Source organism: Bdellovibrio sp. KM01, from assembly GCF_013752535.1.
In the GTDB taxonomy this organism is placed as follows: domain Bacteria; phylum Bdellovibrionota; class Bdellovibrionia; order Bdellovibrionales; family Bdellovibrionaceae; genus Bdellovibrio.
Map to the genome: position 1 here is coordinate 2,516,595 of NZ_CP058348.1, position 17,625 is coordinate 2,534,219.

The 17,625-nt window shown below is 44.8% G+C and carries 19 protein-coding genes; 9 read left to right on the forward strand and 10 right to left on the reverse strand.

Going from position 1 to position 17,625, the window contains the following annotated elements; translation table 11 throughout:
• The first annotated feature begins 115 nt into the window (after nucleotides 1-115).
• A complete protein-coding gene (locus HW988_RS12225; protein WP_181604529.1) occupies nucleotides 116-397 on the forward strand; it encodes a BrnT family toxin in 282 nt (93 codons plus the stop codon).
• Nucleotides 381-632 (forward strand): hypothetical protein, encoded by a 252-nt coding sequence (locus HW988_RS12230; RefSeq protein ID WP_181604530.1) that lies wholly within the window; start codon nucleotides 381-383, stop codon nucleotides 630-632. Before HW988_RS12225 ends, HW988_RS12230 begins: the two co-directional genes overlap by 17 nt.
• Nucleotides 633-690: 58 nt before the next feature.
• Here HW988_RS12230 and HW988_RS12235 read toward each other — a convergent pair whose 3' ends face one another.
• Nucleotides 691-969, reverse strand: a complete 279-nt coding sequence (locus HW988_RS12235; RefSeq protein ID WP_142700799.1) for a helix-turn-helix domain-containing protein — start codon at nucleotides 967-969, stop codon at nucleotides 691-693.
• Between the two features lie 185 nt (nucleotides 970-1,154).
• Here HW988_RS12235 and HW988_RS12240 point away from each other — a divergent pair, with 185 nt between their 5' ends.
• From HW988_RS12240 to prpB, 4 genes are all read left to right on the forward strand, one after another.
• Nucleotides 1,155-1,913 (forward strand): acyl-[acyl-carrier-protein] thioesterase, encoded by a 759-nt coding sequence (locus HW988_RS12240; RefSeq protein ID WP_181604531.1) that lies wholly within the window; start codon nucleotides 1,155-1,157, stop codon nucleotides 1,911-1,913.
• Nucleotides 1,913-2,452: a DOMON-like domain-containing protein gene (locus HW988_RS12245; protein WP_181604532.1), complete on the forward strand. Its 540-nt coding sequence runs from the start codon at nucleotides 1,913-1,915 to the stop codon at nucleotides 2,450-2,452. The genes HW988_RS12240 and HW988_RS12245 overlap by 1 nt, the downstream gene beginning before the upstream one ends.
• A 104-nt stretch (nucleotides 2,453-2,556) precedes the next feature.
• Nucleotides 2,557-4,065 (forward strand): MmgE/PrpD family protein, encoded by a 1,509-nt coding sequence (locus HW988_RS12250; RefSeq protein ID WP_181604533.1) that lies wholly within the window; start codon nucleotides 2,557-2,559, stop codon nucleotides 4,063-4,065.
• Between the two features lie 352 nt (nucleotides 4,066-4,417).
• Nucleotides 4,418-5,317: a methylisocitrate lyase gene (gene prpB, locus HW988_RS12255; protein ID WP_181604534.1), complete on the forward strand. Its 900-nt coding sequence runs from the start codon at nucleotides 4,418-4,420 to the stop codon at nucleotides 5,315-5,317.
• 70 nt (nucleotides 5,318-5,387) lie between these two features.
• On the opposite strand, the gene HW988_RS12260 is transcribed toward prpB, so the two are convergent.
• The 3 genes from HW988_RS12260 to HW988_RS12270 all read right to left on the reverse strand — a co-directional run bounded on the left by HW988_RS12260 (nucleotide 5,388) and on the right by HW988_RS12270 (nucleotide 6,297).
• The gene (locus tag HW988_RS12260) at nucleotides 5,388-5,555 is read right to left on the reverse strand and encodes a hypothetical protein (protein ID WP_181604535.1); all 168 of its coding nucleotides are present in this window, start codon (nucleotides 5,553-5,555) and stop codon (nucleotides 5,388-5,390) included.
• Nucleotides 5,556-5,557: 2 nt separating this feature from the next.
• A complete protein-coding gene (locus tag HW988_RS12265) occupies nucleotides 5,558-5,887 on the reverse strand; it encodes a winged helix-turn-helix domain-containing protein (RefSeq protein WP_181604536.1) in 330 nt (109 codons plus the stop codon).
• A gap of 119 nt (nucleotides 5,888-6,006) precedes the next feature.
• Complete coding sequence (locus HW988_RS12270) at nucleotides 6,007-6,297, reverse strand: hypothetical protein (protein ID WP_220128733.1); 291 nt, start codon at nucleotides 6,295-6,297, stop codon at nucleotides 6,007-6,009.
• Nucleotides 6,298-6,358: 61 nt separating this feature from the next.
• Between HW988_RS12270 and HW988_RS12275 the strand changes: the two genes are divergently transcribed.
• Nucleotides 6,359-6,805 carry an Lrp/AsnC family transcriptional regulator gene (locus HW988_RS12275; protein WP_181604538.1) on the forward strand — a complete coding sequence of 149 codons (447 nt, stop codon included), beginning with the start codon at nucleotides 6,359-6,361 and terminating at the stop codon, nucleotides 6,803-6,805.
• A gap of 56 nt (nucleotides 6,806-6,861) precedes the next feature.
• Here the strand turns inward: HW988_RS12275 and HW988_RS12280 are convergent, their stop codons facing one another.
• Together HW988_RS12280 and HW988_RS12285 are read right to left on the reverse strand one after the other, a co-directional pair.
• Nucleotides 6,862-7,242, reverse strand: coding sequence for a DUF333 domain-containing protein (locus HW988_RS12280; RefSeq protein WP_181604539.1), 381 nt, complete (start codon nucleotides 7,240-7,242; stop codon nucleotides 6,862-6,864).
• The gene (locus tag HW988_RS12285; protein WP_220128734.1) at nucleotides 7,239-8,168 is read right to left on the reverse strand and encodes a hypothetical protein; all 930 of its coding nucleotides are present in this window, start codon (nucleotides 8,166-8,168) and stop codon (nucleotides 7,239-7,241) included. The genes HW988_RS12280 and HW988_RS12285 overlap by 4 nt, the downstream gene beginning before the upstream one ends.
• A 291-nt stretch (nucleotides 8,169-8,459) precedes the next feature.
• On the opposite strand from HW988_RS12285, the gene HW988_RS12290 reads away from it, so the two are divergent.
• Both HW988_RS12290 and HW988_RS12295 read left to right on the forward strand, forming a co-directional pair.
• Complete coding sequence (locus HW988_RS12290; protein ID WP_181604541.1) at nucleotides 8,460-10,391, forward strand: hypothetical protein; 1,932 nt, start codon at nucleotides 8,460-8,462, stop codon at nucleotides 10,389-10,391.
• Nucleotides 10,392-10,625: 234 nt separating this feature from the next.
• Nucleotides 10,626-11,888, forward strand: a complete 1,263-nt coding sequence (locus tag HW988_RS12295; protein WP_181604542.1) for a hypothetical protein — start codon at nucleotides 10,626-10,628, stop codon at nucleotides 11,886-11,888.
• 116 nt (nucleotides 11,889-12,004) lie between these two features.
• Here HW988_RS12295 and HW988_RS12300 read toward each other — a convergent pair whose 3' ends face one another.
• The 4 genes from HW988_RS12300 to HW988_RS12315 all read right to left on the reverse strand — a co-directional run bounded on the left by HW988_RS12300 (nucleotide 12,005) and on the right by HW988_RS12315 (nucleotide 17,575).
• Nucleotides 12,005-13,717, reverse strand: coding sequence for a glutamine--tRNA ligase/YqeY domain fusion protein (locus tag HW988_RS12300; protein ID WP_181604543.1), 1,713 nt, complete (start codon nucleotides 13,715-13,717; stop codon nucleotides 12,005-12,007).
• Nucleotides 13,718-13,780: 63 nt separating this feature from the next.
• Entirely contained in the window at nucleotides 13,781-14,896 is a 1,116-nt protein-coding gene (locus tag HW988_RS12305) for a hypothetical protein (RefSeq protein ID WP_181604544.1), read from the reverse strand.
• A 2-nt stretch (nucleotides 14,897-14,898) separates the two neighbouring features.
• Nucleotides 14,899-15,360 (reverse strand): hypothetical protein, encoded by a 462-nt coding sequence (locus HW988_RS12310; protein WP_181604545.1) that lies wholly within the window; start codon nucleotides 15,358-15,360, stop codon nucleotides 14,899-14,901.
• A 139-nt stretch (nucleotides 15,361-15,499) separates the two neighbouring features.
• Complete coding sequence (locus HW988_RS12315) at nucleotides 15,500-17,575, reverse strand: AarF/UbiB family protein (protein ID WP_181604546.1); 2,076 nt, start codon at nucleotides 17,573-17,575, stop codon at nucleotides 15,500-15,502.
• Nucleotides 17,576-17,625: the final 50 nt, after the last annotated feature.

A 17,625-nucleotide genomic window follows, 5' to 3' on the forward strand; every position in this document is an offset into this window, starting at 1 on the left:
TCCGAATCCTACGACATTTGAAACTCACTCTAAAGGCCCTATATCAGGGCCTTTTTTATGCAATTTAGTCCTTCTTGAAAAAGTATATACATTGTATTACAATTAAGGAGTAACTATGGACTTCGAATGGGATTCTTTGAAAGAACGAATCAACTTTCGAAAGCACGGAGTTTGGTTTGATGAGGCAAAAACTATTTGGGCCGATACAAGGTCCCTCGAATTTTATGACGACGACCACAGCTCAAAAGAAGAACGCTTTATCAGAATCGGATTTTCGATAAGACATCGCTTGCTGCTGGTGGTTTATTGCGAAAAGGACGACGGGGAAACGGTCCGAATCATCTCAGCCCGTAAAGCGACCTCAAGGGAAAGGAATTTCTATGAAGAAAGAATATGATCTTAAGAAATTGAAAAAGAAACCCGCCAAATCCATTCCTAAAGAGGACGTTAACAAGACACTTTTGAGTGTTCGTCTTAACACGAATGACTTGATTGACATCAAAACCGAGGCGGAGCGCCTGGGGATCCCCTATCAGACTTTAATTGGAAGCATCTTACATAGATTTATAAATGGCGAGCTGATTGACCGTAAAAGTGCTGAATTCTTGAAATTGATAAGTGAGGTTTCTTAAATAGAAAAAGCCCGGGAGAACCGGGCTTTTTTTATTTATTTAGCTTGGGATTTCGAAATTAGCGAGCTTTGGAGCTTGCAAATTTACGGCGTAGATCCTGAGTTACGTCTTGGATCGTTGCATTCAAAGTCACTTCGAAGAGGTCTTCCGCAGACACTTTATAGAGCTCGCCCAGTTTTTTTAAAGCATTGATCGGCGGATGAGAAACACCACGCTCCCAGTTAGAAATGAACTGAGGAGTTGAGTAACCTAGTTTATCAGAAACGTCTCTTTGGGATAAACCCGCAGCAACGCGTTTTGTTTTAAGAAAATCAGCTAACATATTTTTTTGTCTCATATACCCGCCTGAAGATAATAAAGCATAAACAACTTTTCAGAATGTGACAAATTGATTTGATGAAAGAATCAAACCATACACTAAAAACAGTATACATCACTTGTGATAAATTCCGTCCTGTTTTTTCGCATAAGTTGTGTAAAATAACAAAATAATCCCGCAAAAAAAGGGAGGATGCCTCAAGTATGAACACTAATGCCTGGAACGAAACATTCAAAATCTCAAGCCAAAGCGTCAACGCCAGAGGGGTTTTGGGGCTTTTTGGACTCCTCAACCTCATTCAAGAAACCGCTTGGCTGCATGCCTCCCGCATTGGATTTGGAGCCGATCAGATGGCCCGAGACAACATGTACTGGGTTCTGACTCGCCAGCACACCCAAATGAATCGCTGGCCCGATTTTGGCGAAACTATTCGAATTCAGACATGGCTTCGCCCACCCGAAGGTGCCTTTGTTTTACGCGGATTTAAAATTTTCGACTCTCAAGATGAGTGCATTGGGCATTGTACGACCACTTTTTTGGCGCTGGAGCAAGGCAGCGGTAAAATCCTGGCGGTGGATAAAATGCGCCCGTGGGAAGACGTGATTTCGACCGAGCCCCTGACTTTAGAAACTGAGAAAATTCCGGTTCGCGGTGAATACCAAAAACTTGCCCAATTTGCCGTCAGAAACTCCGACCTTGATATCAACCAGCACGTGAACAATGCGAAGTATGCCCAGTGGATTTTAGATTCTATACCGTTTGAGCTTCATAAGGTCTTGAAACTAAATTCGTACTCGGTAAACTTTTTGGCAGAGACTTATCTGGGTGATACCGTAGAAATCGAGAAAAGTCTGAGTGATTCCTCACAATCAGATTTAAGTGGTTCGACTGTTTATCGCGGAGTTCGCACCTCTGATGGAAAGAATCTTTTTACTGCTCGATTGAACTGGGAGAGACGTTAGTGCTTCAGCTGAAACCGTACACCGAAACTGATTTCACGAAATTATTTAAAGTAGAATCTGAAGTTTACGTCACGTCCGATGATGAAGTTATTCTTGAATATATCCTGATAGGCCCCACTCGCCACTTACACTTCCCGCCTTTGCATGAAGGTGAAGACGTTGTTCGCCGGGATGAACTTTGGAAGACCACGTGCCTGGAAGCATTTTTCAGTTTCGATCTTGCCGCTGACTCACCTTATCTGGAAATGAACTGCTCCCCTAACGGCGATTGGAATGCCTATGCCTTTACCGGATACCGCCAAGGTATGCGCGCGGATGGAACCGCATCCGTCGTTTTAAGTCACCGTACTTTGGAGACTGATCAGGCCATTTTCCGGGTTAAAGTTCAGTCGCCCGCATTAAAACATTTCAAACAATTGGGCATCACTGCGGTGGTGGAGTTTTCCGACGGCTCGAAAGCCTATTATGCCCTGACTCACCCAGGTCCTCAGGCTGATTTTCATAACAAAAGCGCCTTTACGCACTCTCTCGTTTCTTGACCCTATTCTGGGGTCAAGTTAGCCTTGCTTGCTTTCATTTAATCATTAAATAACGCGTTAAGTCTTAGAGACTTAGGGCAAGCAAGAGTCTTGAAAGGATTCCCATGAAAAAACACACAGTGCGTGTTTATCCATCTAAAGAAAAATTGGATCGCAAAGATCAATTGGCTTGGAAGATTGCAGAGATCGCTTCTGACAATGCTCCAATCAAAGCTGACGTTGTCGATATGGTTATCAATCGTATCATCGACAATGCTTCTGTTGCCATCGCTGCAGCAAACCGCCGTCCAGTAGCTTCTGCTCGTGCAATGGCTATTGCTCACCCTCGCAATGGTGGTGCAACTGTATTCGGTATGCCGAACGATCAAAAATTTGACTGTGAATGGGCCGCGTGGGCCAACGGAACTGCAGTTCGTGAATTGGATTTCCATGACACTTACTTGGCTGCTGACTACTCTCACCCTGGTGACAACATTCCAGCTATCTTGGCGGTTGCTCAACAAATGGGTAAAAACGGTAAAGAACTTTTGAAAGGTATCGTGACTGGTTACGAAGTTCACGTAGACCTGGTGAAAGCTATCTGCCTTCACATGCACAAAAAAGACCATATCGCTCACTTGTGCCCAGCTCAAGCAGCTGGTATCGGTACTTTGCTGTCTCTTCCAACTGAAACTATTTTCCAGGCAGTTCAACAAGCGGTTCACGTGTCTTTCACGACTCGTCAATCTCGTAAAGGTGAAATCTCTTCTTGGAAAGCTTACGCTCCGGCGCACGCTGGTAAACTAGCTGTTGAAGCAGTAGACCGTGTTATGCGTGGCGAAGGCGCTCCATCTCCAATCTACGAAGGTGAAGATTCTGTTATCGCTTACATGCTTGATGGCAAAAACGGTAAATACGAAGTTCCACTTCCAGAAGTTGGCGAAGAAAAACGCGCGATCCTTGAGACTTACACTAAAGAACACTCTGCAGAGTATCAGTCTCAGGCATTGATCGATCTAGCTCGCAAAATGAAGCCAATGATCAAAAACTTCGACGATATCAAAGATATCGTAATCCACACTTCTCACCACACTCACTACGTCATCGGTACGGGTGCGAACGATCCACAAAAAATGGATCCAAATGCTTCCCGCGAGACTCTTGATCACTCGATCATGTACATCTTCGCAGTGGCTCTTCAAGACGGCACTTGGCACCACGTTAACTCGTACGCTCCAGAGCGCGCGAAACGTCCTGACACTGTGGCATTGTGGCACAAAATTTCAACTATCGAAGACAAACAATGGACTGCTTGGTACCACGAGACAGATCCAGATAAAAAACGCTTCGGTGGCCGCGTAGAAATCACAATGAAAGACGGTTCTAAAATCGTTGATGAATTAGGTGTGGCTGATGCGCATCCAGCGGGTGCTCGTCCATTCAAACGTGCTGACTACATCCGTAAGTTCGACACTTTGACTGAAGGAATCATCACTAAAGCTGAGCGTGATCGTTTCATCGGTCTTTGTGAGAATTTGGAAAATCTAACTGCTGAACAAGTTCAACAGTTGAACGTACAAATTCCTATCGAGAAATTGACTAACAATAAGAGAGATACAAAAGGTATCTTCTAATTGCGAAGTCCGTCGGCGGTGAGCCTGGGCTTGGTCTTTACGAGACCCGGCCTTCCTGGCCTCACCGCTTCGCCTTCGGCGAGGGCCGTCCGGGCCCCGCGGAGGTCTCTACAAGACCAAGCCCAGTCTCACCACCGACTCCTTGGTAATTTAGACACTTTTGATTTCTTTATGGTGAGATCAATTTTGGTTTGGAAGTGGTACTTTTAATATTGATCTGGTTCATGGGCCTTCTTTTCAAATTTCATTAAGCCTTGAATCGTAGATTTTGATTTTATTTTTTAATTCCGTTGCCCTGGTTTCACTCTTAGGATTTCGTTGAGATGGCCAGAGGTTTTTTTGGAGGTTCTGTATGTTGTTTCCTGAAATCACTCCGGCTCAGAAGCGTAAGAATTTTCGTGAGGCTTTGAAGACTGGTAAGCTTTTGCAGATGCCGGGGTCTTGGTCTCCATTGGCTTCGATGGCTATTGAAAAAGCTGGGTTTGATGGCGTTTACATTTCGGGTTCGGTTTTGTCGAACGATCTTGGTTACCCAGACATCGGTTTGACTTCTTTGACTGAAGTTGCGCAACGTGGTCGTCAGATTGCTCGTACGACTTCTTTGCCGACTATCATCGACATCGACACTGGTTTCGGTGAGCCGATGAGTGCAACTCGCACAGTTCAAGAGATGATTGAGATGGGTCTTGCTGGTTGCCATATTGAAGACCAGGTAAATCCTAAGCGTTGTGGTCACCTTGATGGTAAATCATTGGTAGGCCGTGATGAGGCTGCTCGTAAAGTTGCGGCGGCGGCTCGTGGTAAAAAATTGGATGAGAACTTCCTTTTGATCGCTCGTACGGATGCTCGTGCTTCTGAAGGTTTGGATGCGGCAATTGATCGCGCAAAGGCTTATATTGATGCGGGTGCAGATTGTATCTTTACTGAAGCCCTTGAGAATGAAGCGGAGTTTGAAAAATTCCGTAAAGCCGTTTCTGTTCCTTTGCTTGCGAACATGACTGAGTTCGGTAAAGGTCGTTTGTTCACTTATGCTGAGCTTTCTAACTTGGGCTACAATATCGTGATCTATCCTGTGACAACTTTCCGTCTGGCGATGGGTGCGACTGTTGCGGGCTTGGCTGAAATTAAAGCTAAAGGCACACAAGAAGGTTTGCTTGAAAAAATGCAAACTCGTAAGGATCTTTATGCATTGACTCGTTATGATGAGTACAACAGCTTCGACCAGAACATCTTTAACTTCACTTTGAAGTAGGTTTTGGTTTTTTAGTTTAAATGAAAAGAGCAGGTTTTGACCTGCTCTTTTTTTTGATTTAGCTCTTCATTTACTTTCTAAGATTTCTATACTGCGCTAAGAATTGCTCAAGCTTTTCGCCGGTGTAAATTGATACGCACGCGCCGCCGACCAAGACACAGGATATACCATGTTTTTCAAGTTGGCTGACAACTGCCGCCGCGAATTGCTTGCGACTCATTTCGTTGGATATTTTCATGGCTAAACTACTTTATTCTTTTTTCTTGGCCGCTTTCTTTTCATAAAGTATTTCTCCTGCTCCACTAGCGGCATGTTCAGAAGAACTTTATCCAACATTGCTTTCAATTCCTTGGCCAGCATCCAAGATGAGTTTAAAGAATACATGCGTAATCTTCCCATCTCTTTTCCGACTAATATATCCGCCTGTTCAAGCTTGTTGAGGGTGCGGATCACTTGGGTATTACTAATTCCGAATGCCTTTGCGATCTCAAGCGGATAGGCCTCGCCCTGTCCCGCCAGGAATATCAGGCACTTTTCTGTGGTTTTACTTCCGACTAAATCTGCAAGCATAATTACCTATTTTAGGTAATTATCGACCTAAATTAGGTAAAACTCAAGAGGGAGAAAGCGGCATTTACCTAAATTAGGTAATTTATATCCTATTTTAGGTAAATCTAGACCAGGACCGGTTAACGCTTTCCAAAGAAATGGTGCGCGCGTTGTTTGAACTGCACCTCAAGACTGAGTTCTTCAGTCAAGGCTTCGATCAATGGTTCTTTGTGAGCGACATCCAAAGTTTCACCGGGACGATAAATCAAATCCTGGGAGCATTTAAATGTCACCCACCCGATGCCACTTGCGACTTTGACAGAGATATCCGTTACGCCTTCTTTTAGAAGATCGGGACGCCACAACTCACCTTTATGAAGCTTAATCATATAAACCATATGACTCATTTTACCGAATAGTGTTAGGCTCATACAGTGAAAACCTAGGGTTCCATAAATATCGAATGGCGTTCAGCCAAAACCGGGAGAGACCATGTTGCTCGACGAGACGGACAGAAAAATATTAAGCTTGCTGAAAGAAGACTCGCGTATGCAGTTCGCGGAGATCGGAAAAAAGGTCAATCTCTCGGCTCCCGCCGTTCATGCCCGCGTGAAGAAAATGGAAGCGGCGAAGATCATTCAGGGATACTCGATCGCGATTGATCCAGTGGCTGTGAATTCGGGGTTGTGTGCGTTTGTGCGTATTGCGATTAACAAGGGAACTTCTTCGGGACTAGCGAAGGATCTTAAAAAGTTTAAGCAGATCGAAGAATGCCATGGAGTTGCTGGCGAAGACTGCGTGATGGTGAAGTTGCGGGTCGGTACGACTTTGGAGTTGTCGCGATTGATTGATCAGATTCGCGGAATTGAAAACATCGAAAGAACTTTAACGGTTGTAGTGCTAGAAACCCACTTCGAACGCGGACTACAACCCGCTTAAATTTCATTGCTGCAATCCCCACCTCCGCTGCGGAGGTGGAAATTGCCGCTTTGAAACTATTTAGGAAAATGTTTGTAGTAAAGGTCCCATGAATCGATCATGGAATTGTCATCGAAGACGCAGAAGTCGTATTCGTCGTTGTTTTGCGCTTTTAGAATTCTGTTTTTTGCGCCGACATCCCAGCAGTAATTCGCAGCTGGGTTTCCAGCTAACGGAGTTTTACTTTTCGTTCTTTCTTTAGATTTACCATTGAATGTAGCCCATGCTTTGCAACTAGGCTTACCAGTCTTAAAGCAGGATTCGTTCATGTTCGCCTTTTGGAACGTTTTGATTTTTATCTGTTCGTACTTGTCGTTGTTGAAGTACTTTAGGGTTTGGTCGGCGTGTGCCGTATTAAATATAAATAGAATTGCTGCAAAATTTAAAATGTTAATCATTTTACGTCCTCGATCCACGTTAGAGATTTTTCCTTATAGCCTGTTGAATCAAGTAACGCTTTAGCATCAATCCAACCATCATTATTGGCCTTCTGCCAACTTGCTCCCCAGCTATTTTGAATTTTCAAATCAAAGGCTTCCCCATTTGGACAATCCTTACTTGGAACAACCGATCCTTTAGCCGATACTTTTACCGATGACACACAATATCGACGAAAACCTGTAATGACGACGGAATGCAGCTCATTGCATTTATCCCCGACTTTATATTTTTCCATAGAACAGAAGTCGATCCCGATTGGGTGCTTTGGCTCAGCCGTCAAAACCTCCGCTACCTTACTTATTAAGTCAGTGTAGGAAGATTTTGTACTAGCTTGGGGGTATTCCTTTACCGCATAATTCTTTCCGAACTCGATGAGGTTCTCAGGCTGACTGCATTTCTTTGGATATAGAAGCTCGTAAAGTGCCTTGCCATACGAATCTTGGCTAAATGCACTTAGCGATCGAGGCTTACCACTGTCATCCGGTGGCAAATTTAAGTCTTCTTTGCCAACTGCCGTAGCCCACGTGTCAGCAGTGCAAGCATCACATTTTTTTTGTTTCGAATATTTCGCTTTAAGATCATCCCAAATCTTATATTGAGCCTTTTCAATTTCAGGATTGGAATTATTAGCCCCCCCGTATTTAGAGAGCACTTTATCAAGCGAAACGCAAGACTCAGCAGGCGTCTTACCTGTTTGTTTTAGTGAAGACAAAATTACAGATGAAAATCCACCGTCGTTAATTTCATTCCAATCACTGTCTTCGTCTCCAAAGTTTTCGCTGTGACCACCATATCTAGCGACGCCTAAAGGAGAAATCAGTTGATCATCATTTAAACTCCGGCAATCCAGATTTCCACGGCGACAACGTTCAATATTAAGCATGGTGGCTGCCGTAAACGCATAACATAGACCTAATCCATCCTGTGACATCGATCGAGGAACATTCTCTATGGTTTTCGATACCGAATACTTTGAAGTCAAGTCTACTGGGGGACGCGCCCATCGTTCCGCTAAGCTAAACTGAGGAAGCACTAATATGCCGATTATAAGTAATCTCATATTGATATTATGCAATTGGTTTATTGGATCTCAAAACAAAACAATATCGCCCATCAAAGGTCCAAAAGAAAAAATACCCTAAAACTTTCAAGACCTTCGTCCGATGAGTCTCATATGAAGACCGTTTTAGCACTCTGGTTCACATTGCAACAGGCTGCAGCTGCATCCGTAGGTTTGCCAAAACAAGTTATTGTGAATCCGGGCGCATCCAGCACGATCGCGTCAGGAACATATGAAGATATAAGAATTGACGCTGATTCGAACGGACTAATTGATCTTTGGTACTTGAAGGATCAAAACCGCACTATAAAAATCAGATTTACTGGAAGAGCCGTAGCTTCTATCGAAATCCATTACAAACGACCTTCGTCAAACTCCGTTGCTGTAAATAAAATCGTTTTTGATTCTAGTGGCCCTTCGTTCGCCTACATCCGTCCTTTAAAAGTCATGAATGGAGAAGTTTGCACAACAAAAGATGCAGAATCAGAAATCGATAAGCTAACTAAAGCAGTTAGCAATTTATCCAAGAAAGAAATCATCTCTCAGTCTATCGACTGTCCCGACGAAAAATTTCAGAATACAAATAGACAACTACTCAATGCTATCTACGAGGTCTCAAAACCTGATTTCAGCAATTCTTTCGCTACTTGCATGAAGGGCGAAACAATTAGATCGCAATTCACAGACAAAAATGTTCAAACTGATTTGGCATTTGTTGCAAGCAAAATGAGACTTCAATTGATGCAAATTTCAACTGGCGATGCATCTGCAAATAAACTATTTTCGTGCTCTTCAAGCTCTTCTCCAAATCTAAAAGCAAAGTATTCAGAGAAGGGAAAAATAACTTTAGAAATTCCTTCTTCACAGTCCGTAGCCGTTAAGAACTTTAAGGATTTAATTGTTCATGAACTTGTTCACAAAGCGGGAATTGAAGACGAAGACCAAGTTGAGATGATGGTTTCAATTTGCCTAAATAATCAGCAACCCCAAACAACGGCAAGACATTCCAACTTGAAAGAAATAGAAGATACCAATGATAAGCTTGCGGCATCGACACCCGCTTCAACAAAAACCGAAACCCCAGTGAAAACAAACTCGGAGAAGTCAAAATCCCGCCTTCCTTCGAGTACAGCTAATGAAAATAATGGAGAAGGTGTAAACATCGCCAAGGAAGTTTCCGTCGCGGAAGTTAAGCAAGCAGTTCCATCTGCTGATAAGTTAGCGGTGAATTCAGTTAACATGACCGATGAAGGCAAAGCGAAGGCCGTGGCTGCAAGCCAACGCCAATCGGCGCCAGTGTTTGCTATGGCCGATCGTGCGATGGGGGTTATGAATACTCCGGCACTCGCTAGCAACGATGATTCTTCATCCTCTTCCCGCTCTTCTTCTTCTCGTTCCAGCTCCGATCAGCGTTACCAAGCTCGCCATGAAGGATACGAGAGCAAATCTGTGGCTGACACCAACAACAATTATGATGCACAAAAAGGCATCTATGTACCTAGTTCTAAAAATGGTATGAAGGTTGTTGAGGAAGTAGACCTCACCAGACAAACGAATGCTGCTGATCGCACGGGCGGACCAACCGCTACGGCTGCAAACTCGCGTAATGTAGCTTCGACCGGTCGAGGGACAACAGCTCCGCGTGGCTCGCAGGCTACCGGCGAGGAACAAGCTGACTTCAATGAAGTGAATGCGGCTTCTCCTAGTGGCGGCTCTGGCGTTAGCTCAGGTTCAGGCAGTGGCAGCGGTACATTCTATTCCGGTGGTGCCTCTGACAGAAAAACCAATGCAAATACTCGCAGAGGAGTGGCTTCCGGGTCCTCTGGCACTGCTTCGTCTGACTCCCGAGAAGAAGTTCTTTCCCGCATTACGGGAACAAGCTACAAAGAAGTAAAATCAAAGCTTAGCACTTCGGAGTTTAAGAACTCTCTGGTGCAAAACCAGATCAAGATCGTTGATACCTATGGCAACGAAATCGGCGCTTCACAAGCTCGTACGATCTTTCTGGATGATGGCAGCCGCTTTATTATGCAGCGAAGAAAATAATCCCGCGCGCTCCACTGCTCGCTCGCGCTCATTCTATCAATCCAGCATTGAGACATTCCCAACAACTCCATGAAAACCAATTGGACAGGGTTCATTCACTGTCTAAATTTTGGTTTACACTTCACCCTCTCGTGGAAATTCAGTGTCGAACAGTTTGCAGTTGGTGCCGTTTTTGGGTGGGCACGATTTTGCAATACGAACATTCTGTGTCTCTTATAACTCTGGGGAGGGTTGATGAGAAATCTTCGTGGGAATCTGGCCAAACTATTCATCCTGATCGGTTCGGCGGTTACGATTGTCTCATTTCAAAACTGCTCTAAAGCAGCCTTTAATATCGATGCAAAGGCCAAGCAGTCCGCTCTTGATAACGGTACTGTGTTCGGCGCTACAGACAGTGCCGAGTATCCAGACGAGGGTACAAACACTCCAGACAGCTCGGAAGACGACGGCACGAATGTGCCAGACGATTCCGCCTATTCGAAAATCAGCGTAACGCCAAACCCGGTTTGCGGACCAAAAGTTGGCGACACGTCTAAGCTTTCCATCCTTTCAACGACGAACAAAATTGTCGGTGTTCTTTATAAATCGACTATGGGTTCGATCGCGGCCGGCGCTACAGTTGTGCAAGTTTATGACTCAGAAGCTTATTCAAAAAGCTTTAAAGATCAGCTAACGACTTCGAAAAACATCGAACTTCCTATCAGCGCTCCGCTGACGGAAGGTGTTTACTCTGTGGTGTTCTATGATGGCGCTAAGGCTTCCTCTCCATATAAGTACTCAATGGATGGAGGCGCTAAAGCCGTCGCTCCTATCCTTGATTCCGTGGCTGCGATGTTAGATGTGAACTCTGCATTCAGAATCGGTAAAGACGGCAAGCTTCAAGGCAAAGTTCAAATTGCAAACGTCCTGGTTGGTTTTGAAGGCGACGCTGCTTGTGCGAACGCTGATAAAATTGACCCATTGTTGTTGCAATTGAACACGAAATCACCAAAACCAATCTCTCTGACTTCTCCAGAGAACGGTGTGATGTTTGACCTTCTGGGCGCATTAAACAACCACAAACCTGTGAAATCAGCTTGGTTCGCCTCTGCTGACACTGAAGACTACTTCCTGGTTCTGCCAAATGGCCAAGGCAAGGTTCTAGGTATCAACGAATTATTCGGTGATGCGACACTGGGCCCAGATAAAAAGTTTGCTAAACAAGGTTTCGCGGCTCTGGCTAAGTACGATGACGACAAAGACAAAATCATCACGGGCGCAGACTCTGTGTTCAGCTCACTGAAACTTTGGAAAGACGACAATCTGGATGGTATCGCTCAAGCTGCTGAGCTGCACTCTCTGGATGAAAAAGGTGTGATCGCGATCGACCTTCGCTACGACCGCCGTTACAAAGAAGTCGACCAACACGGTAACATGGTTCGCTACAAATCAGTCGTGGTCATGAAAGATAACAGCTACGGATTGGTTTACGACTTGTACTTAAGATTTATTAAATAAGACTCGAAAGAGAGAACAAAAACAACAAACCGAATTAACCCTAAAAGCAAAAAGCCCGGTGATGAACCGGGCTTTTTCTTTATAATGCGGTGTACACGTAAACAGGACCTGGCACCCTAGTGGGAGCTGGCTAGGTCTACCACTTGGTTGAAGACGAGGCTTTCTGGCTTGGAGTCTTTGTTGTCCAAGCAGAAATAACCCACGCGTTCGAATTGGTAGCGGTTTTCTAGAGTGGCTTTTGCCAGGCTCTTTTCTAGTTTTGCGCTTTTGATTACTTTCAAAGAGTCCGGGTTCAAATTAGATTTGAAGTCTTTGCCCTCTGGTACGTCCTCAGGGTGGGCTACTTTGAATAAGCGACCATACAAGCGTACTTCAGCGTCCACGCAATCAGTTGCGGAAACCCAGTGAACGATACCTTTTACTTTGCGACCGTCAGCCAAAGGCTTACCACCCAAAGTTTCAACGAAGTATTCACAGCGAAGTTCTTTGATTTTGCCAGAAGCATCTTTGATCACTTCATTGCATTTAATCACATAGGCATTACGCAAACGCACTTCTTTACCAGGCCCCAGACGGAAGAAATCTTCTGTTGGATTTTCCATAAAGTCAGAAGCGTCGATGTAAACTTCTTTCGTGAATGACAATTCACGTTTGCCCAAGTCAGCATTTTTCGGATGTACAGACGACAAGATCGTTTCTTTGTGACCTTCCGGAAGATTTGTGATCACTACTTTGATTGGATCAAGAACGGCCATCGCACGGTGAGAAACCTCGTCCAAATGATCGCGCACGCAAGCTTCTAAAATATCAAACTCAATCAAGCTTTCAGCTTTAGAGACACCGATACGTTTTGCGAAACGACGGATTGATTCTGGAGTATAACCACGTCTGCGAGCGGCAGAGATCGTCGGCATACGAGGGTCATCCCAACCGTTCACCAAACCTTCCTTCACTAATTGCAAAAGCTTACGTTTACTCATTACGAAGTAAGTCATATTCATACGAGCGAATTCGTATTGGTGGGGTTCGCCTGGTACATCCACGTTTTCCACACACCAGTCATAGAACGGACGGTGATCTTGGAACTCAAGTGTACAGATCGAGTGCGTGATCATCTCTTTCGCATCTGACAGCGGATGAGCATAGTCGTACATTGGATAAATGCACCACTTATCACCAGTTCTGTGATGATGAGCTTTACGGATACGATACATCAAAGGATCGCGCATGTTCATGTTCGGAGAAGCCATGTCGATTTTCGCACGAAGGATGTGCTCTCCTTCTGCGAACTCACCCGCGCGCATGCGACGGAATAGGTCCAAGTTTTCCTCAACCGAGCGCTCGCGGAAAGGAGAGTTTTTGCCCGGGTGAGTGAAATCACCGCGATTCAAACGAACTTCTTCTTCATTTTGAGAATCAACATAGGCTTTACCGTCTTTGATCAGTTGTTCAGCCCATTGATAGATCTCTTCGAAATAATCAGATGCATAGAAAAGATTTTTGCCCCAATCATAACCCAACCACTTAACGTCGTTCATGATGGATTCAACGTACTCAGTGTCTTCTGTCTCTGGATTTGTATCATCGAAACGAAGATGGCAACGACCGCCGTATTCCTGAGCCAATCCAAAGTTCAAACAAATCGATTTCGCATGACCCAAATGAAGGTAACCATTTGGTTCCGGTGGAAAGCGAGTCACCACTTCTTTCACCTTGCCTGATTCAAGATCTTTCTCGATGATTTGTTTTAGAAAATTAGCGCCTTCGGCAGGTGCTTTTTCGTGGGTCTTTGGAGCGGCTTTATTATTGGAATTATTGGGCTTATTCATAATCCATTAAGTACACTCCCCGCCCCCCAGACTGTCAAGTCCAGCCCCAGAAATGCGGTGCTTCTAATGGCAAGCCTGATATCCGAGCAATGCTCCGTCACGATAGCGTTGTGTGTCTTGTTTGAAATTAGCCACAGAAGAGTTCCAGGAGATCCCCTGTCGTAAATGTGCAATAAAATCCTTGGACTCGTAGCCGAGACCGATGCGGGAGACGTTCGCAACAACCTGTTCCTCAGCCCCCTGCTCTCTGCACCCCAAATAAGCAGCAATCACGTTATGGCGGTTCCATTTATCAAATGAATTCCCGAAAAGAGTGAGTTTTAGTTTTTTCTCGTCAGAAATTTGGCGGAAAACCTGATAACTCATTTTCGCGGCCTGCAAAAACTTAAAGTTGCTGTAAACTTCCGTCGCCGACAAGGCTCTGTCGTTGAGGTCTTTAACTAAAGCAGCGTCTTCAACACCTTGAAGCCAACCGGTTAAACCCGAATTACCACTGGTCGAGAATGCCGCCAGCAGTGTGAACATCTTTTTCACATCAGGGCGGGCTACTTTTAAATAAACATTGAAAAGATCGATCGAATCTTGAGATTTCGCTGTGTTGGCGGTAAGAAAAAGTTCATTGGCAAATTTCAAAGTATCAGCGTGAACTGACAGAGATTGCTGTTCAAGATCTTTCATAATCATGCGATCACCTGCGAAACAGGCGTTGTTTTCTTTTTCCTGAAATGAACCTTTACTGGCCACCGGAAAACATGCGGGACTGAGCTCTTTGTAAAAGCGCAGAGTGTCTCCATTCAATGAGGGCGGCACCAAAAGAAGCTTTCTCACAGATGAAACTTTTTGCGAAGGAATCGCTTTTAAACAAGCTACGGGAACAGAGCGGGACTGCTGAATAGCGGAGATGAGCTTAATAATACCATCACGGCGCTCCTGATCCGTTGCGGACTCCACCAAGTCAGATTGTAAAAGAGGATAGGTTTGCCACAAGAATTGAGCAGAAAGACTGCTTTGTTTCTCACAAGCCGCAATAAGCTGATACTGAATGATTAACGTGCGCTGTAAACGATCCGCGAGTGCGACATCTTCCATTTTATCCAGGTCACGCAATGAAATCGAAGCCGCAGAAAGCGACCCCGAAATCATCACCACCAACAAAAGGAGGATTCGCACTCCCTTCATGCTTATCTTTCGCCCTCTTCAACGGCGCCTGCTGTAATGGCGGCGGCACCGACAGCCACCGCACCACCAACAGCTACGGCTGTCGCTTTATCTTCAGCGGCTTTTCTTTCGCTCGCAGCAGCACTTGCAACCGCAGAAGCATCCACGTTCAAAACCACAACCTCTGAATCAGTTGTGCCATCAACGATGATCGCCACTTGTTTACCAAGGGCTTTAGGGTTGATACGGATATTCAAGCCTTCATTGGGGATACGTTTATTAACGCCCAAAGATGAAACTTTAACGTTTTCGCACGTTGAATTGCGGCCCACGCGTGTGACAGACAAAACACCGGAATTGCTGCTTTGAATATCAACGGCGATCAAACCACCGCATTTTAAAGATTGCGCCGCGATTGTCGTCGCATTCGCCACTGTCGTTGCCAGCACAAGGCCTGCAACCAATGCACACTTCACTGATTTCATAAATTCTCCTATATGATTTACTGTTTAAACCTATGACTCCCTCAGAATTGCAAGAGGTCTGCCGTAATAACAAGCAATATAGAAGAGATACGATATCCAAAATTTCGACAGCGCCACCAAAAGACACTATCGGTTACATTTAGTTGAATACTTGGGAACAGGACATTTTCACCGAAGGCTTCGGCGCAGGAGGGAGAGGCCTACTCAAGAAAGCACGGCGTCCCGATTCAATAAGCTCCAAAGTAGAAAGACGATCCTTACCCACCAGAGTGCTTATAGTCTGACGCGGTCTTTGTATTGCCACTTTGGACATGATTTGAGTTAAATCTTTCTTACTGCCACTATCTTCCAATAGCTTTTTTAGAATCGTCAAACCACGATTTATATTAATAAAGTCATACGGCAAACGTAGGCCATTATTAAGCGCCCACTTCGTCCACTCATCTGCGGAAGCATCTTCCTTAGTTTTAAAACCAAGTTTTACTTTTGCTGAAACCAAGGATTTAAACTTAGCTTCTGTCACAGCGTTTGCAGATTTACTACTGATATCCCACAAAGTTTGCCCAATCAATTTCGCGTCTCTTAATGTCAATGCTGTCTCAAGCAATAGAAGATTTTCTTGTAACTCCCGAGTGATTTTTCCACCCATGCCGAAATCAAGTAAGTTTACGCGAATCTTTTCATCACCAAATTGCACCAGGAAGTTTCCCTGATGAAGATCGGAGTGATAAAAGCCTTCACCGAACAGAGTTTCGGTCCCCCACAAACGAACCAGCGCTTCAACAACACCTTGCTTAAGTTGAGGTGCAACGTCATTCCACTGCTTAGCTTCTTTATCAAGCTTTTGACCTAAGACCATTTCCTGAACCATGAGTTTCGTTTTAGAGCCCACGGGTGGATAGATTTCGGGGACGTGAAATTCGATAACGTTTTTATGATCAGGAGTTTCCATGAAAACTTCCTGGTTATAACGAGTGGCTGCAAACTTTTGACGGGCCACGGTGTCTTCCTGACTAAGTTCTGCCGTCACCGTCGCAGTCACATCGGAAACCAAAGGCGAAATCTTTGGCATACCTGACTTGATCAATTCAGGATTCGCATCCAAAATTTCCGCTACTTCTTTAAGGATGCGTGAGTCTTCTTGCACACGCATTTCGATATCGGGTTTAATAAAGCGAACGACAACATCTTGACGACGACCATTGAAGAGAATCTTTGCACGGTGAACCTGCGCCATTGTTCCGACACCTAGGGCTTTTTGCTCAAAATAGACGAATTCGTAATTCTGTCTTTCCGCTTTTAACAGCTCTTCAACCTGACGGTAAGGAACTGGGCGAACGGCGTCTTCCAGCCGCTTAAACACGGTTGTCATCTCGGGGCTGAGATCCCCCTGGCGCGCCACGATTTGCAAAAGTTTTTGTAACTGAGGGCCAGAATTTTGAACCATGACCTCGAATTTCTGCATATCACCGACGCGCAGATCTCCACCAAGGAACGATGACACGATAAGTTTCTTGGAATTCAAAGAAAGTCTTGCGAAGTATTCAGAGAGCATCGTCTGCATAACGATTTTTACTGCCGGATCTTGCGTGGATGCCAGCCCTGACGTCGCGATTTTTTCACCGATACGATCAAACTCTTTCAAATGCCCTTGAAAAAGCTTATCGCTGTTTTGCAAAAACATATGCTTCAAAGCCTTGTGGCCCTCACTGCTTTTATTAAGCATCGCCATCGCGCGAGACATGATCAAAGGACTTACCAGGGCTTCTTTGCCACCCGCGGCCTTTTCAGCGATAGATTTCAATTGATCAAGCTGCCAATCGATATAGTCATCGATTTGTCTTTGCACGCGGTAACTTGTCGCTCGAAAGATATGCATCGGACGAGGACCATCTTTTTCAATCAAATCCAAATCCAGGTTCACACTTTGTGTATCTGGCCACTGTCCCCGGAAGGCCGCTAAGAATTCATTAAAGCTTTTAACTTCGATCTCCTGAACAGGTTTTTGGGAAACTGCTTGAAAGTATTTAATTCCGCGATCCAGGGTTTTTTCCTGTTGCTCGGTCGTTTCACCGGAAGCCATCAGGGCATAAGTCACTGCAAGTCTTTGCTCGAAAGAAAGATAAAGACCTGTGTCCTTGGGTGCGGCATTCGCCGACAGCCCCAGTGACATTAAGATCACAATTAAAGTGGTTTTCAAAAACTTATTCAACATATACACACTTTCAGCAAAAACGAAAAATAAGGAATGATCTTATTCATTTA

What these genes read in the sequence shown, in the direction of transcription:
- HW988_RS12225 (WP_181604529.1), top strand. Translation starts at nt 116, where the DNA reads ATGGACTTCGAATGGGATTCTTTGAAAGAACGAATCAACTTTCGAAAG.
- HW988_RS12230 (WP_181604530.1), top strand. Translation starts at nt 381, where the DNA reads ATGAAGAAAGAATATGATCTTAAGAAATTGAAAAAGAAACCCGCCAAA.
- HW988_RS12235 (WP_142700799.1), bottom strand. Translation starts at nt 969, where the DNA reads ATGAGACAAAAAAATATGTTAGCTGATTTTCTTAAAACAAAACGCGTT.
- HW988_RS12240 (WP_181604531.1), top strand. Translation starts at nt 1,155, where the DNA reads ATGAACACTAATGCCTGGAACGAAACATTCAAAATCTCAAGCCAAAGC.
- HW988_RS12250 (WP_181604533.1), top strand. Translation starts at nt 2,557, where the DNA reads ATGAAAAAACACACAGTGCGTGTTTATCCATCTAAAGAAAAATTGGAT.
- prpB (WP_181604534.1), top strand. Translation starts at nt 4,418, where the DNA reads ATGTTGTTTCCTGAAATCACTCCGGCTCAGAAGCGTAAGAATTTTCGT.
- HW988_RS12260 (WP_181604535.1), bottom strand. Translation starts at nt 5,555, where the DNA reads ATGAAAATATCCAACGAAATGAGTCGCAAGCAATTCGCGGCGGCAGTT.
- HW988_RS12265 (WP_181604536.1), bottom strand. Translation starts at nt 5,887, where the DNA reads ATGCTTGCAGATTTAGTCGGAAGTAAAACCACAGAAAAGTGCCTGATA.
- HW988_RS12270 (WP_220128733.1), bottom strand. Translation starts at nt 6,297, where the DNA reads ATGAGCCTAACACTATTCGGTAAAATGAGTCATATGGTTTATATGATT.
- HW988_RS12275 (WP_181604538.1), top strand. Translation starts at nt 6,359, where the DNA reads ATGTTGCTCGACGAGACGGACAGAAAAATATTAAGCTTGCTGAAAGAA.
- HW988_RS12280 (WP_181604539.1), bottom strand. Translation starts at nt 7,242, where the DNA reads ATGATTAACATTTTAAATTTTGCAGCAATTCTATTTATATTTAATACG.
- HW988_RS12285 (WP_220128734.1), bottom strand. Translation starts at nt 8,168, where the DNA reads ATGCTTAATATTGAACGTTGTCGCCGTGGAAATCTGGATTGCCGGAGT.
- HW988_RS12290 (WP_181604541.1), top strand. Translation starts at nt 8,460, where the DNA reads ATGAAGACCGTTTTAGCACTCTGGTTCACATTGCAACAGGCTGCAGCT.
- HW988_RS12295 (WP_181604542.1), top strand. Translation starts at nt 10,626, where the DNA reads ATGAGAAATCTTCGTGGGAATCTGGCCAAACTATTCATCCTGATCGGT.
- HW988_RS12300 (WP_181604543.1), bottom strand. Translation starts at nt 13,717, where the DNA reads ATGAATAAGCCCAATAATTCCAATAATAAAGCCGCTCCAAAGACCCAC.
- HW988_RS12305 (WP_181604544.1), bottom strand. Translation starts at nt 14,896, where the DNA reads ATGAAGGGAGTGCGAATCCTCCTTTTGTTGGTGGTGATGATTTCGGGG.
- HW988_RS12310 (WP_181604545.1), bottom strand. Translation starts at nt 15,360, where the DNA reads ATGAAATCAGTGAAGTGTGCATTGGTTGCAGGCCTTGTGCTGGCAACG.
- HW988_RS12315 (WP_181604546.1), bottom strand. Translation starts at nt 17,575, where the DNA reads ATGTTGAATAAGTTTTTGAAAACCACTTTAATTGTGATCTTAATGTCA.